Raw genomic sequence first — 14,481 nt, forward strand, 5'->3', positions numbered from 1 at the left:
TAAAACAACCTGTTTCCGATTTGGAAATAGGTTGTTTTATTATTGATGATAACAATCTACCCTTAACTTTGATTAGAAAGTTCATGTTAAATGAAAGGATAATATTTCTAAATATTATATGCTATAGAGTAAATTAGCAGAAGGCTAAATGACTATGAAAATCATTATCAATTAGGGATATAATTCTCAGTTAATATTGACTAATATTATATTTAATTCTATAATAAATTATAATTATTCTAATTTAGGGGTGTGTATAATGTGACGGATGATATTGCTAAATATAATAAAAATAAGAAGCTTTTTATTTGGGCTGCATCTTTAACTTTGTTTTTTGCTTTTATTGAAATCGTTTATGGATTTATTTCAGGATCCTTAATGATGATGGGCGACGGGGTACATATGAGTTCGGACGCTTTCTCATTGATTCTATCACTAGTCGCCACAATTATGGCTACAAAAGCAGCGACGAAAAATAAAACCTTTGGCTACAAGAGATTTGAGCCTGTTGCAGCATTTATTAATGGCTTAACATTAGTTATTATCCCTATATTTATCATTATCGAAGCGATAAGCCGTGTAATTAATCCAATAGAAATCATTCCAAATCAAATGTTAGTCGTTGGTACAATTGGGTTAGTTATTAATGGAGTCGTTGGCTATATTTTGACGAAAGCCAATTCGAACTTGAATGTAAAAAGTGCACTGCTTCACGTTATAGCTGATTTAATTACTAGTGTGAGTGTTGTAATTGCTGCATTAGGTATTAAATACTTTGGGATAACATGGTTAGACCCAGTCGGAAGTATACTGACGTCTATTATCATTATTGCTGGGGGAGTCAAAATCACAAAAGAAGCATTTAATATATTAATGGAAGGTACACCTAAAGGGTATTCAGTCGATGCAATTGAAATGCTAGTTAAGGATGCTGGGAAAGGTCTAACAGTTAATGATATTAAAGTTTGGTGTATTAACGAGAATGAAATATTCACCCTAGTTCACGTGAATTCCTTATCAGAGAACGAGAACAAATTATCAAATAACATCAGGAAAAAAATTGCAGCAGACATAAACATTCCATCAAAGAATATATACGTAAATATAAACTAAGGGGAATGGGAACTGATGACTTATCCAAGTGCCGGAAACAGTTCCCCTCCCCTTAAAACTTGATTTTTATGGGGGGAAAGGTAAAATAGGTAATAGTAGTAAATCGAAATAGCAAACACTCACACTATTTTTCACTTCGTTGTTCTACGAAATAGAAAAATAGACAACCCTCTCTTATCGTTATTCAGGAGATCCACCGTCTCTCTCAGCCTAAGCCCTGAGAATGGATAACACTATTGACTTTCAATGCTAAAGAAGCATATGTAAATAATCTGAACCAATTTCTAACTATATAATACTTTGTTAAGGAATTCACAATTTAATAATGACGCAATAATCGATGATTTAGTAGATTTATTACTATGGTATTTTTAGGTGCAGTTTTTTCTTGTATGGGGAATCAAAGAACTGTAGTTTTTTTGGTTTGTATAAATTAACTTAAGGAGATACTGATTGACACCTTTACTATTTTATTTTGGGAGGATACTACATGCAATTATTACCACGTGAAACTGACAAGCTGCTAATCGTAGTAGCTGCAGACGTTGCAAGAAGGCGAAGGGAACGAGGACTGAAATTGAATCACCCGGAAGCAGTTGCACTGATTACATATGAAGTAATGGAGGGTGCAAGAGACGGGAAAACGGTCGCTGAGTTAATGCAGTTTGGTGCGACAATTCTGTCTCGGGACGATGTAATGGATGGTATTCCAGAAATGATTGATGATATTCAAGTCGAAGCTACATTTCCAGATGGAACAAAGTTGGTTACGGTACACAATCCGATTCGATGATTATTCGTTATGAATGCGTAATTAAATTTAAGGAGATTGATTGATGATTCCAGGCGAATTTATTTTAAAAGCAGAAGATATTATTTGCAATGAAAATACGGTAAACACGGATATTTTCGTTATTAATACTGGCGATAGACCAATACAAATTGGCTCGCACTTTCACTTTTATGAAGTAAATAATGCATTGAAATTTAATAGAGAAGCAGCTTATGGCAAACGATTAAATGTTCCAGCGGGTGCTGCTGTACGATTTGAGCCGGGCGATGAGAAAAAAGTTCAACTCATTGATTATGCTGGCGAGCGTAAAGTTTATGGATTTTGTAATAAAGTAGATGGACCATTAGAAGGCAGGGATATGAAATGAGTTTTAAAATGTCGAGAGAACAGTATGCCCAAATGTATGGTCCGACAACTGGAGATGCTGTCCGTTTAGCAGATACAAACCTGTTTATTCAAATTGAAAAGGACTTTACAACCTATGGTGAAGAGGTCGTATTCGGTGGCGGGAAAGTTATCCGTGATGGAATGGGACAACATCCATTAATATCCCGTGAAGATGATGAACGTGTGCCGGATACGATTATAACTAATGTTATTGTTCTTGATTATACAGGCATTTATAAAGCAGACCTCGCTATCCGTGATGGCCATATATCCGGCATTGGAAAAAGTGGAAATCCATTAGTCCAGGATAATGTAGATATTATTATTGGCGCTTCTACTGAAGTAATTTCCGGGGAGGGGAAAATTATCACTGCAGGCGCAATTGATACACATGTGCATTTCATTAACCCCGCGCAGGTGGATGTCGCACTTACAGGTGGGACGACGACATTAATTGGCGGCGGTGCTGGTCCTGGTGCGGGCTCAAGAGCGACGACCGCCACACCCGGGAAATGGCATATTCACACAATGTTAGGAGCATTGGACGGGCTTCCAATCAACGTTGGACTGACTGGAAAAGGTCATGCAGCTGCCGAAAAGCCACTTGCTGAACAGATTCTAGCAGGGGCAATCGGCTTAAAGATTCATGAAGATTGGGGAGCAACACCTTCCGTGATAGATTACGCATTAAGAGTTGCTGACAAATACGATGTTCAAATCGCGTTACATGCCGATACGTTAAATGAGGGCGGTTTTTTTGAAGATACAATGAGGGCAATAAATGGTCGTGGTATTCATATGTATCATACGGAGGGTGCCGGTGGTGGACATGCACCAGATTTAATTAAATCTGCAGGTATGATGAATGTTTTGCCAGCATCAACCAATCCGACATTACCCTACACAGTTAATACGATTGATGAACATCTTGATATGGTAATGGTTGCACATAATTTAAATCCTTCTGTACCGGAAGATATTGCCTTTGCAGATTCACGGATTCGCAGTGAATCAATTGCGGCAGAAGATGTTCTGCAAGACATGGGTGTATTTAGCATAACAAGTTCAGATGCCCAAGCAATGGGACGAGTTGGTGAAGTCGTACTAAGAACCTGGCAGACAGCTGACAAGATGAAAAAGCAATTGGGGACAATGGAAGGGGATAGCAAGCACGCGGATAATAATCGGGTGAAACGCTATGTTGCTAAATATACGATTAATCCCGCTATTGCACATGGAATTGCGGAATATGTCGGTTCAATAGAAGTTGGTAAGATGGCTGACCTAGTTCTATGGGAGCCAAAATTTTTCGGAGTAAAGCCAGAAAAGATTCTTAAAATCGGCTTAGCCGTACAAAGTTTAATGGGAGATGCAAACGCCACTATCCCAACACCGGAGCCGGTAATTTACCGACCAATGTTTGCAGCGTTTGGAAAAGGATTGTTTCAAAGTTCAGTTACCTTCGTCTCACAAGCTGCTTTCGATGATAACATCAAGGAGAAGCTAGGACTGCAAAAAAGGGTCCTCCCAGTACGCGGTATACGTAATCTGACGAAGAAAGATATGAAGTTAAATACAGCAACACCAGATATAGATGTGGATCCACAAACATATGAAGTAAAAATAAACGGGGAAGTTATTACATGTGAGCCTGTTGATATTGTACCGATGGGCCAGCGTTATTTCCTATTTTGAGGTGAATCAATTGATCATAGAAAAGATAGTAACAAATATAAAAGAATTAGATCCAAGTGAATTAGAAAGTCGCCATAAAGAAAAGGTATATCTCGAAAGTGCTCATTTAGTGAAACGAATTCAGCGTGTGGAAACAGATCATGGCCGTGAACTGGGAATTCGTTTAAAGGATAACAAGGATCTTAAAGCTGGGGATATCCTCTTTATGGATGATGAAAATATAATTATTATTGATGTATTATCGGATGATTTAATCATTATTAGTCCACGTAGTATGCATGAAATGGGGACAATAGCGCATCAGCTAGGTAACCGTCATCTACCGGCACAGTTTGAGGAAGGAGATATGCTTGTACAGTACGATTACCTTGTCGAAGAATTGTTGCAGGAATTAGATATTCCATTTAAACGGGAGGAAAGGAAAGTAGAACAAGCCTTTCGTCATATAGGACATAGTCATGACTGATAATGCATTATCATTATTTCAGCTATGTGACTCCAACTTTCCAACTGGATCATTTAGCCACTCTTTTGGACTTGAAACCTATATTCAAAACGATATCGTTCACAATCAGGAAACATTTTCGGAGTGGCTCAAGGTTTATTTACATGAACAGCTTGCATACGCAGATGGTTTAGCGGCAAGACTTATCTATCAGGCACTAGAGGAAAATGATACGGAAAAGATATGGGAACTGGATCGTATATTAACAGTGCAAAACCTTGCCAGGGAGTCACGTGATGGAACGCAACGTATAGGCGATCGCTTCTTAAATATTTCTGAATCGATTTATGAAATACCAATGTTGACCAACTATCGCAACCAGTTAAGAAAAAAATTTGCCTTTGGACATCCCGCCATTGTGTTTACAATGGTAGGACATCATTTGCAAGTACCGAAAGAGACGACTATTTTATTTTATTTATACTCTACCATTGCAAGTCTTGTCCAAAATGCTGTCCGTGCCATACCATTAGGTCAAACTGCAGGACAAAAGGTTATATACACATTTCAAAAAGAACTTAGACAAGCAACAGATAAAATCATGCATTTAGATGAGTCCGAATTTGGTGTTGTTTCACCTGGACTTGAACTCTCTCAAATGCAACATGAACGTGTAAATATACGTATATTCAGCTCGTAAAGTAAAATTTTGGATTTAAAAAGCGCTATATTCACCATTTATAAGTTGATGACGACTTTTTGAACAACCACTAAAAGGAAGTGTTAGAAATGGAACCAATCAGAATAGGTGTAGGGGGCCCAGTTGGGGCAGGTAAAACAATGTTAGTTGAAAAAATTACCCGTGCATTGGATGGGGAAGTTAGTATGGCGGTAATTACAAATGATATTTATACGAAAGAGGATGCTAAATTTCTAGTTGAGAATGGTATTTTACCAGAGGATCGGATTGTTGGAGTCGAGACAGGCGGCTGTCCGCATACTGCCATTCGCGAAGATGCATCGATGAACTTTGCGGCAATTGATGAATTAAAAGAGAAACATCCGGGTGTTGAATTGATTTTTGTAGAAAGTGGCGGAGATAACTTAGCTGCAACATTCAGTCCGGAGCTCGTAGACTTTTCAATTTATATTATTGATGTTGCCCAAGGGGAAAAAATACCACGCAAAGGTGGCCAAGGAATGATCAAATCCGATTTGTTTATCATTAATAAAACGGATTTAGCACCATATGTTGGTGCAAGACTTGAAGTAATGGAATCAGATACAAAATTATTTCGGGGCAATAAGCCATTTATCTTTACCAATTTAAAAGATGGCACTGGACTTAATGAGGTCATAGACTGGATTGAGAAGCATGCATTATTAAGAGGTTTGGGACAAGATGTCTGAATGGACGGGGATTCTTGAACTTGACATGGAAAATCGCCAAGGAAAAACAGTAGCTAAAAATGTTTATTTTCAGGGCGCATTTAAAGTTATGCGTCCTGTATACCTTAATAATTATAGCTATCCATGTTACTATCTTTTGAATCCTGGAGGGGGCTATTTGGATGGGGATACTTATCGTATGAAAGTATCACTCGACGAGCAGGCCCAGCTTACGCTTACAACACAGTCAGCAACCAAGGTGTATAAAACACCAAAGACGCAAGTCTACCAGGAAACCGAGTTCTTTTTAAAAAAGGACAGCTATTTAGAATACTTACCAGATGCACTCATAGCCTATAAAGATGCAAAGTATTTCCAAAAAAATGTGGTCCACATGGAAAAGGGTGCAACATTACTTTATTCTGATATAGTGACCCCTGGATGGTCACCAGAGGGAAGTAAGTTTAGCTATGATATGATTCGACTGAAAACTGAAATCTATATGGATCATAAATTGGTTGTCTTTGATCATATTAAACTCCAACCGGAAATGCAACAAATAAACGATCTCGGTTTTATGGAGGGCTACACGCATTTAGGTTCACTGATTGTTGTTAGTGAAAAAACCAATGATCGTTTGCTTGACCGCTTGTATGAAACGATTCATAACGAAGTCGGCGAATTTTCATTCGGATTATCGAATCTTGCAATTCCTGGATTCACGATTCGAATTATTGCCAATACAACACAAGTAATTGAACAGGTTATTACTGCCTGCCATCATGTAATAAGTGAAGAGTGGTATCAAAAGAAACCAAGCTTTTTAAGGAAGTATTAATAAACGATGTCTGACAATTGTTTGAATTTGTCAGACATCGTTTTTTTGTTAATTATATATGGAATAGAAAGATAGATAAAGATTGTACTTGTGATTCATCATGAACAACCAGGTTAGTAACCGAATAATTGATTTCACTAAAAATATGACCCTGTTTGACATCTCTGAATGAAACGTTTACGATAGATTTAATTTTCCTAAAAAGAGCATGCTAGTTGCTGAATAAGGGAATACAATAAATAATGAACTTTTCAGGGAGGTGTCTCCACTGGTAGAGGAGTTTAAAGTGGAACCGGTTTTTGAAAATCGCACATATGAACGCCATCAATTTAATCTTGTAATAGACGGACGAAAGTACAAAGGTGACTATCATGAAGGGGAAATCGTCTGGTTGAACCCTCATCCGAAGCAAGATGTTGGGGAGGCTGAATTAAAAGCAGTTGAGATTGAAGTACATGAACTATTGGATGAGCACGGCGTAAGGGATGAAACAGATACTTTGGAAGTAGAGCCCATGTTAACCGACCACTCTCGTGAACTTCATATGTTTAAATTGAAGATTCAGGGTGAAGAATTCAAAGGAATTTTTAAAGACGGGGAAATTGAATGGTTCCATCCCAAACCAAGACGCAAATTGAAAGATGAGCGTGTTGAAAAAGTAGAGGAAAAAGTACAGCAAAAGATGAATGAACATCTGTAATCATTTCTTTTTCATGCTTAATCAGAAAATAGAAATACAAATAAAACTGAGCGAAGCGGGGCGAAAATACTAACCAGTGTCTGCCCACATTGTCTAAAGTGCAAAAATAACTATCCTAAATGCTTGCAAAGGCTAATCTAGGATGGTTGTTTTTTGTTTGTAAAGCTAAACCTAAACCAATTCATTGTAAATGGGATAAACTACCGTACCACCTTCTTCAATTATTGGCATCGCTCCCCATTTGCTGAAAGCCAGTTACTGATCAGCAAACGGAAGGCAGCATGCGGGATGCCGCTCGGAGCAACAGTAGGCGGTCTGTTACAAGCACGTACATCACTTAAAAAATCGATGCCAAAAATCTTGAAGCATTTTCAAAAATACCTTTTTCAATGTGTTGAGTATCCAATTATATATACTTCCATCTTTTTCATCCTCTTGTGTATATAATTTTAGTTCCTGTGTAGAGAATGAATGAAAAGGATTATAATAATTGAACAAAAAAATAGCAACTATCCCTCTAAGAAATTAGATTTCGTAGGGAATAGTCGCTAAGGATTTCTGGGACAAGGAAACTGTCCCTGTGTTCCTATAAATAATCGCGGCGCAATTCCTCCGCTGTTTTTGGTGAAATGTATCCTGGTGCTACATCATATACGGTCTTCGCACCTTTTTGTCCTTCCTTGTTCATGCGATAAGCCGCACGTGTATACGCAGTGAGGACACTTGCAGTAAATTCTGGATTACTGTTTAAATTCAGGCTGTATTCAACAATTTGATCATTACCGTCTCCAGTTTTTCCGCTGCGGATAACAAACCCGCCATGTGGCATTGCTGAATGATCTTTTTTCAATTCTTCTTCTGAAATAAAGTGGACGGTCGTTTCATATTCATCAAAATAATTCGGCATCGTTTTAATTTCCTGTTCGATTTTTGCTGTATCTGCGCCTTCTTCCGCTACAATATAACAAGTCCTTACATGACGGTCGCTTTTGGAAACATCCGGATTATCGCCATTTCTTACTTGCTCAATGACAGTTTCAGAAGGAATCGTGTATTGTACACCATTTTTGACACCTTCCACTCTACGTACTGCATCGGAGTGGCCTTGGCTCAAACCTTTTCCCCAAAATGTATATGTTTCTCCTTCAGGTAAAAGTGCTTCTGACATGACACGGTTAATAGAAAACATCCCCGGATCCCAGCCAACTGATATGATGCTTGTCTTGCCACTTGCTTGAGCAACCTTGTCCACAGAAGCAAAGTATTCGGGAATCTTCGCATGTGTATCAAAGCTATCCACCGTATTAAACATTTCTGCAAATGCTGGAACCTGTTCCGGAAGATCTGTTGCTGAACCACCACATAGGAGCATGACATCGATTGCCTCTGTATAATCTTTTGCATCATCAATATGTAATACTTTCACATTCGGATTAATTACATCCACACTGTCCGGGTTTCTGCGAGTAAAAACAGCAATAAGTTCCATATCAGGCTGCTGTGCGATAGAAGCCTCCGCACCTCTTCCTAAATTACCATAACCTACAATTCCAACTCTAATTTTATTCCCCATCTATTTTCCTCCAATATTCCATTTTTCTTTATACTATCGTTTTTAGTTTTTAGAAGCAAGAACAAAGGTGGAAGCTTATTTACCTTTGACTTTTACTGCAAGAAAATCTATAATTAACACGATACTTTTAAACGTTAAGGAGGATTATTAAAAAATGACACACGCGATGAGACTTCTTTTCCAAACTTTAAACTAGTAACTGAATACGTTCAGGTGACTCTGTTTTGAGTATACAGGGGAACAGGATTAGTCTGTCCTTTTTTAAGATTCTCATTTCAAATAATTATGTAATGTGAAGAAAGGTGGATTGTTTCTGCCTTTCTTTATTTGTGGCAAATTTCACTTTCATTTATTATGTAAAGCGGATTTATTTGCAGACGGCTTCTAACAGCCTCCTAATATTCACAGGCAGATGCTTGTGTTTTTTTATTTTCGAAAGGATGAGGAAGCATGACGAATAAAGAACAGAGTGCAGAAATAGCAACTAAATTTGAAAATATATTTAGATGTCCACTTTGTAAAAGTCCGATGAGAGTCGTTGGTTTAAAAAGTCTTATGTGTTCGAAAAACCATACGTTTGATTTTGCCAAACAAGGATATGTAAACATGATGACTCGCACTTCAACTAGTCGTTACGATAAAAAGCTATTTGAAGAAAGGCATAAAATCAATATGGATAGTGACTTATACACGACTCTGCATAAGAAGCTGTCGGAAATCATAAAGGAATATAGGAATATTTTTATTGATCAAATCATGATTTTGGATGCTGGGTGTGGTGAAGGTTCACATCTACAAAGGATTTTAGATGAATGTCAGAATGAAGCGATGACGGGAATAGGCCTGGATATTTCAAAGGAAGGCATTCTAATGGCTGCTAGGAATTATAAAGAATCCATTTGGTTAGTCGGAGATTTGGCAAATTCACCGGTAGCGGATAAAGCATGTCACGTCATTATTAACATTCTTTCACCTGCGAATTATATGGACTTCAAAAGAATCTTAGTTCCGAATGGTCTTGTAATCAAGGTTGTTCCTCGTGCGAATTATTTAAAGGAGATTCGAGAAGCACTTTTCGCTGACACAGATAAAGAAATCTATCAGAACGATGAAACGGTGTCACTCTTTAAAAAGCATTTCCAACTGGTTAATAATTTCCATCTAAGTTACACAAAGGAGCTTAAGTCTGCAGAGTTATCCAGTCTTGTTGAAATGTCTCCACTTGCCTGGAGCTCGAAAAAAGAACATATGGATAAATTTATTAATCAAGATTCCTCAAAAGTTACAATAGATTTAGATATTTTGGTTGGAGTAAATAAACAAATAGACTAAGGAAAAAGGAAATTTAAAATGATTGGAGAGGTTTTACTTGATGATGTTACTTTTCTATTGATACGGGCTTTCGTATTTTAGCTCGTATCGATGAAGAATCGATACGCGACTTTTTAGGAGGTATCGATTATAAGATGGAAAATAAAAATTGGAAACAGAAATTTTTTGCATTATATACGGGACAGTTCTTTTCATTACTGACAAGCAGTGCCGTTCAATTTAGTATTATTTGGTGGTTAACAGATACTACTGGTGGTTCAGCCCTTGTATTAACACTGGCGGGGTTGGCAGGGTTTTTGCCGCAAGCATTGGTTGGACCATTTGCAGGAACATTGACAGATCGCTATTCTCGTAAAATGATGATGATTACAGCAGATATGATTGTTGCTCTAGCGGGACTGCTGTTATTTACATCGATGTATGTTGGTGAACCAAGTATCTCATTAATTGTATTCGTTTTGGTTGTACGTTCCCTTGCAACTGCTTTTCATATGCCGGCAATGCAGGCTTCTGTACCACTCCTTGCACCTCAAGAGCATCTTACAAAAGTTGCAGGGTGGGGACAGACAGTTGCTTCCATTTCTAATATTGCAGGGCCAGCAGTTGGTATGTCGTTACTTGCAGTTAGCTCGATTGAATGGGTATTATTGTTGGATGTTTTGGGTGCTGTTGTTGCCAGCAGTATTTTACTGTTTATTCGTTTCCCGATAGTGCAACGATCTGAAGGAAATGCCACAAGCAGCTTTATGATTGAAATGAAAGAAGGATATCATGCAATTGTAAAGCACCCTGGCCTGATGAAGTTGACAGTTGTTATGACGGTAGTTGCTATGCTTTACATCCCACTTGGCACATACTTTCCACTAATGACACGTAATCATTTTGAAAAAGGTGTTGTTGAAGCAGGATTAGTTGAGATTGTCTTTGCTATTGGTCTGATAGTTGGAGGTTCAATATTAGGAGTATTAGGCGACCGCTTCGAAAAGATTAATACAATGGTAATAGGGATGATACTGATGGGTGTCGCTTTATTCATTTCTGGATTACTCACACCACCAGTTTTCTATCTGTTTGTTGTACTGGCTGGTTTAGTTGGTTTATCTGGTCCATTGTTTTCAGCGCCATTCTATGCCTATATTCAAACAGAAATAGAGCCTCACTTACTTGGGCGAGTATTTAGTTTTGTTACAAGCCTGTCATTACTTGCCACACCAATAGGATACGCGCTAGCTGGAGTTCTTATTGAATTAACAAATGTAGCCACACTATTTACGATAACAGGTGTATTAATTATCTTAAATGCAGTAGTAACAATGAAAGTGAAATAAGGAAGCGTGGGGACGGTTCTTTTGCTTCCACTTTAAGAGGACAGGAAGACCACTGAAAAAGCATTCTTTTTTAGTGGTTTAACCTGTTCTTTTTTCCCTCTAACCTAATTGTGAATATAAATAAACATTTTACCGTACATTATTTCTAGGAATGGAAATCTCTGCAGCATGACAATTACAACTAATATTAAAAAGACAGTAACAAGTGTAGATGAAAGCTTTAAAAATGTGGAAGTGGGAGAACAAACGGTAAATGAGACTGGAGAGTCGCTTGAGAAAATCAGGTCTGCTGTCAATAATATAGTTGGAGAGATTGGAGATTTGTCTGCTTTAACACATGACGAAGCTGAAACAAGCGAACATATCGTTCAACTAGTCAACCGCTTGGAAGAAGCAAATGAAAAAATGGCTGCCTATGCACAGGAAGTATCAGCAGCATCAGAAGAATCAACTGCAACTGTAGATGACGTAGCATCTCGTACCGATAGCTTAACTGAAATGGCAAATGAGCTGAACAGCAGCGTGAATCAATTCCGAGGGGTCTAATCTACTGTGACTTTGGTGCATGGCCTAGTGTATTAAAGTATAAGCTTAAAGGGCTGGGTACTGTACATATTTAGTATTTGGGTTGGGGTTTCCTATGTAATCCATTCATCGGAAACCTCCAATCGATTTCCCTTCAATAATTTTAACAAATCTAGTTGAAGCAGGGGATAATGGGACACTTTTTAAGAAACAGATTCCAATACTTCTATTTGGAATTTCTTCTGTTAGTTTTACCTCATATAACAACCCACTATCCAAATATTCGCGTGAGAATTCTTTCGTTACACATGCAATCCCTAGATTTATCTTAGCAAATTCCAATAATAAATCATGTGAACCTAATTCAATTTCTGGAGAGAGGCTTAGTCCTTTTGATTTCAAATGATTTTCTACATACCTTCGCGAATTTGATTTCGGTTCAAGTAAAATTAAAGGAAGATTTGTTAGTTCATCGAAACTTAAGGGTTTTGATAGTACATATTTAAATTTTTCCCCACAAACGAAAATATCATGGGTTTCCATACAAGGGATTTGCGCTAGTGTTGAATCATTAATTGGGAAATTACATAGGATAATATCAACTGCTCCTGATTTTAAAGCTGAACTAAGCTCCAACGTTGTCCCATTCACAATATTTAGTTTGATCCTTGGATATTTATTATGAAAGTCTTCTAAATAAGGGAGTAAGAAGTGTTTTGAAATCGTATCTCCTACACCTATTTTTAATTCTCCTGTCGTTAGATTCTTAAACTCCAAAATCCTTTCTTCTCCGACATTAATTAAATTAATAGCGGAATTAGCATACTCAAATAGAAGTTCGCCCTCATGTGTCAGTGTAACTCCTTTAGGCGTTCGATTAAACAGCCGGGTATCTAATTCTCTTTCTAATTGCATGATTGATTGACTAACAGCTGGCTGTGTCATATATAGGCTTTCGGCTGCCTTGGAGAAACTATTGCTTTTCCCTACCCTGCAAAATATTTTATATAGATCTAATTTACTCGCCATATAAGCACCCCTTATATCTGCTATTAATAATATTCATTTTACTTATACCATTAAAATCATGTATATTACAAGTAAAGGGAAACATAATGAAATAAACTTCTTAAGGAGCGATTCTATTGGAAAGAGTAGTTGGAACTGTTGTTAGAGGCCTTCGTTGTCCGATTATCAATCAGGGTGATAATATAGAAAAAATCGTCGTAGATAGTGTATTAAAAGCTGCAGAAGTAGAGAATATTCAAATCAATGATAAGGATATTGTTGCTTTGACAGAATCTATTGTTGCTCGTGCACAAGGAAACTATGCAACGATTGATGCAATCGCTGAAGATGTTCATTCGAAATATGGTGAAGATACTGTTGGTGTCATTTTCCCAATCCTAAGTAGAAATCGCTTTGCAAACTTGCTTCGTGGTATTGCAAAGGGAGCGAAAAAGATTGTTTTAATGCTTAGCTATCCAGCTGATGAAGTTGGTAATCACCTAGTGAGTACCGATATGCTTGATGAAAAAGGTGTGAATCCTTGGACAGATGTTTTAACTGAAAAGCAATTTCGTGACTACTTTGGATATCTAAAACATACATTTACTGGTGTAGATTATATTGAGTATTATAAATCATTAGTTGAGGAATTCGGTATTGAATGTGAGGTTATCTTCTCGAATAATCCAAAGTCAATCTTAAGTTATACAAAAAACGTCCTTGCATGTGATATACATACAAGATTTAGAACGAAGAGGATATTGGAAGAAAATGGTGGGGAGAAAATATATAGCCTTGATAACATATTATCGGAATCGATTGATGGAAGTGGATATAATGAAGAATATGGCTTGTTAGGTGCAAATAAATCGACTGCCGATGGGGTAAAGCTTTTTCCTCGTGATTGCCAACCGATAGTGGATCATATTCAAAGTATACTTCAGGAAAAAACGGGTAAAAACGTTGAAGTCATGATTTATGGAGACGGAGCATTTAAAGACCCAGTAGGTAAAATCTGGGAACTTGCTGATCCGGTTGTATCGCCAGCATATACATCTGGACTTGATGGTACACCGAATGAAGTGAAATTAAAATACCTTGCAGATAATAATTTCTCCAATTTAAAAGGGAAAGAACTGCAGGACGCGGTATCAAAATTTATCGATGAAAAAGATGATGATCTTGTAGGAGCAATGGAGGCACAAGGAACAACACCTAGAAAGCTTACAGATCTAATAGGTTCCCTGGCTGATTTAACTTCAGGAAGCGGAGATAAAGGTACACCGATTGTTTTCATTCAAGGGTATTTTGATAATTATACGAAATAATTAAATATGATTTTTAGAATAAGCAAT

Annotated in this window: 16 protein-coding genes; 14 read left to right on the forward strand and 2 right to left on the reverse strand. The window is 37.5% G+C overall.

The window, feature by feature from the left end; translation table 11 throughout:
• The first annotated feature begins 261 nt into the window (after window positions 1–261).
• The 10 genes from BV906_RS16415 (at window position 262) to BV906_RS16460 (ending at window position 7,807) form a co-directional block, all read left to right on the forward strand.
• On the forward strand, window positions 262–1,113 hold the full coding sequence (locus BV906_RS16415; protein ID WP_087974703.1) for a cation diffusion facilitator family transporter: 852 nt from the start codon (window positions 262–264) through the stop codon (window positions 1,111–1,113).
• Between the two features lie 490 nt (window positions 1,114–1,603).
• A complete protein-coding gene (locus BV906_RS16420) occupies window positions 1,604–1,906 on the forward strand; it encodes an urease subunit gamma (protein ID WP_087974704.1) in 303 nt (100 codons plus the stop codon).
• A 43-nt stretch (window positions 1,907–1,949) separates the two neighbouring features.
• Window positions 1,950–2,273, forward strand: coding sequence for an urease subunit beta (locus tag BV906_RS16425; protein ID WP_087974705.1), 324 nt, complete (start codon window positions 1,950–1,952; stop codon window positions 2,271–2,273).
• A complete protein-coding gene (gene ureC / locus BV906_RS16430; protein WP_087974706.1) occupies window positions 2,270–3,988 on the forward strand; it encodes an urease subunit alpha in 1,719 nt (572 codons plus the stop codon). The genes BV906_RS16425 and ureC overlap by 4 nt, the downstream gene beginning before the upstream one ends.
• Before the next feature lie 10 nt (window positions 3,989–3,998).
• On the forward strand, window positions 3,999–4,454 hold the full coding sequence (gene ureE / locus BV906_RS16435) for an urease accessory protein UreE (RefSeq protein ID WP_087974707.1): 456 nt from the start codon (window positions 3,999–4,001) through the stop codon (window positions 4,452–4,454).
• Complete coding sequence (locus tag BV906_RS16440; protein WP_087974708.1) at window positions 4,447–5,133, forward strand: urease accessory protein UreF; 687 nt, start codon at window positions 4,447–4,449, stop codon at window positions 5,131–5,133. Before ureE ends, BV906_RS16440 begins: the two co-directional genes overlap by 8 nt.
• 89 nt (window positions 5,134–5,222) lie before the next feature.
• On the forward strand, window positions 5,223–5,843 hold the full coding sequence (gene ureG / locus BV906_RS16445; RefSeq protein ID WP_087974709.1) for an urease accessory protein UreG: 621 nt from the start codon (window positions 5,223–5,225) through the stop codon (window positions 5,841–5,843).
• Complete coding sequence (locus tag BV906_RS16450; protein ID WP_087974710.1) at window positions 5,836–6,660, forward strand: urease accessory protein UreD; 825 nt, start codon at window positions 5,836–5,838, stop codon at window positions 6,658–6,660. Before ureG ends, BV906_RS16450 begins: the two co-directional genes overlap by 8 nt.
• A 259-nt stretch (window positions 6,661–6,919) precedes the next feature.
• Complete coding sequence (locus tag BV906_RS16455) at window positions 6,920–7,360, forward strand: DUF5342 family protein (protein ID WP_087974711.1); 441 nt, start codon at window positions 6,920–6,922, stop codon at window positions 7,358–7,360.
• Between the two features lie 153 nt (window positions 7,361–7,513).
• Window positions 7,514–7,807 (forward strand): hypothetical protein, encoded by a 294-nt coding sequence (locus BV906_RS16460; RefSeq protein ID WP_087974712.1) that lies wholly within the window; start codon window positions 7,514–7,516, stop codon window positions 7,805–7,807.
• 139 nt (window positions 7,808–7,946) lie between these two features.
• Here BV906_RS16460 and BV906_RS16465 read toward each other — a convergent pair whose 3' ends face one another.
• Window positions 7,947–8,933, reverse strand: a complete 987-nt coding sequence (locus tag BV906_RS16465; RefSeq protein ID WP_087974713.1) for a diaminopimelate dehydrogenase — start codon at window positions 8,931–8,933, stop codon at window positions 7,947–7,949.
• Window positions 8,934–9,383: 450 nt separating this feature from the next.
• Here BV906_RS16465 and BV906_RS16470 point away from each other — a divergent pair, with 450 nt between their 5' ends.
• The 3 genes from BV906_RS16470 to BV906_RS16480 all read left to right on the forward strand — a co-directional run bounded on the left by BV906_RS16470 (window position 9,384) and on the right by BV906_RS16480 (window position 12,139).
• Entirely contained in the window at window positions 9,384–10,265 is an 882-nt protein-coding gene (locus tag BV906_RS16470) for a putative RNA methyltransferase (RefSeq protein WP_087974714.1), read from the forward strand.
• Window positions 10,266–10,399: 134 nt separating this feature from the next.
• Window positions 10,400–11,593, forward strand: coding sequence for an MFS transporter (locus BV906_RS16475; RefSeq protein ID WP_087974715.1), 1,194 nt, complete (start codon window positions 10,400–10,402; stop codon window positions 11,591–11,593).
• 168 nt (window positions 11,594–11,761) lie between these two features.
• Window positions 11,762–12,139, forward strand: a complete 378-nt coding sequence (locus tag BV906_RS16480; protein ID WP_087974716.1) for a methyl-accepting chemotaxis protein — start codon at window positions 11,762–11,764, stop codon at window positions 12,137–12,139.
• Window positions 12,140–12,244: 105 nt separating this feature from the next.
• Here the strand turns inward: BV906_RS16480 and BV906_RS16485 are convergent, their stop codons facing one another.
• Window positions 12,245–13,147, reverse strand: coding sequence for a LysR family transcriptional regulator (locus tag BV906_RS16485; protein WP_087974717.1), 903 nt, complete (start codon window positions 13,145–13,147; stop codon window positions 12,245–12,247).
• A 116-nt stretch (window positions 13,148–13,263) separates the two neighbouring features.
• Between BV906_RS16485 and BV906_RS16490 the strand changes: the two genes are divergently transcribed.
• Window positions 13,264–14,454, forward strand: coding sequence for a coenzyme F420-0:L-glutamate ligase (locus BV906_RS16490; protein WP_087974718.1), 1,191 nt, complete (start codon window positions 13,264–13,266; stop codon window positions 14,452–14,454).
• The last annotated feature ends 27 nt before the right edge of the window (window positions 14,455–14,481 follow it).

Source organism: Oceanobacillus rekensis, from assembly GCF_002153375.1.
Taxonomy (GTDB): domain Bacteria; phylum Bacillota; class Bacilli; order Bacillales; family Amphibacillaceae; genus Oceanobacillus; species Oceanobacillus rekensis.

Coding starts and splice junctions, on each gene's coding strand:
- BV906_RS16475 (WP_087974715.1), top strand. CDS start 10,400: ATGGAAAATAAAAATTGGAAACAGAAATTTTTTGCATTATATACGGGA.
- BV906_RS16450 (WP_087974710.1), top strand. CDS start 5,836: ATGTCTGAATGGACGGGGATTCTTGAACTTGACATGGAAAATCGCCAA.
- BV906_RS16425 (WP_087974705.1), top strand. CDS start 1,950: ATGATTCCAGGCGAATTTATTTTAAAAGCAGAAGATATTATTTGCAAT.
- BV906_RS16465 (WP_087974713.1), bottom strand. CDS start 8,933: ATGGGGAATAAAATTAGAGTTGGAATTGTAGGTTATGGTAATTTAGGA.
- BV906_RS16470 (WP_087974714.1), top strand. CDS start 9,384: ATGACGAATAAAGAACAGAGTGCAGAAATAGCAACTAAATTTGAAAAT.
- BV906_RS16485 (WP_087974717.1), bottom strand. CDS start 13,147: ATGGCGAGTAAATTAGATCTATATAAAATATTTTGCAGGGTAGGGAAA.
- ureG (WP_087974709.1), top strand. CDS start 5,223: ATGGAACCAATCAGAATAGGTGTAGGGGGCCCAGTTGGGGCAGGTAAA.
- BV906_RS16420 (WP_087974704.1), top strand. CDS start 1,604: ATGCAATTATTACCACGTGAAACTGACAAGCTGCTAATCGTAGTAGCT.
- BV906_RS16440 (WP_087974708.1), top strand. CDS start 4,447: ATGACTGATAATGCATTATCATTATTTCAGCTATGTGACTCCAACTTT.
- ureC (WP_087974706.1), top strand. CDS start 2,270: ATGAGTTTTAAAATGTCGAGAGAACAGTATGCCCAAATGTATGGTCCG.
- BV906_RS16480 (WP_087974716.1), top strand. CDS start 11,762: ATGACAATTACAACTAATATTAAAAAGACAGTAACAAGTGTAGATGAA.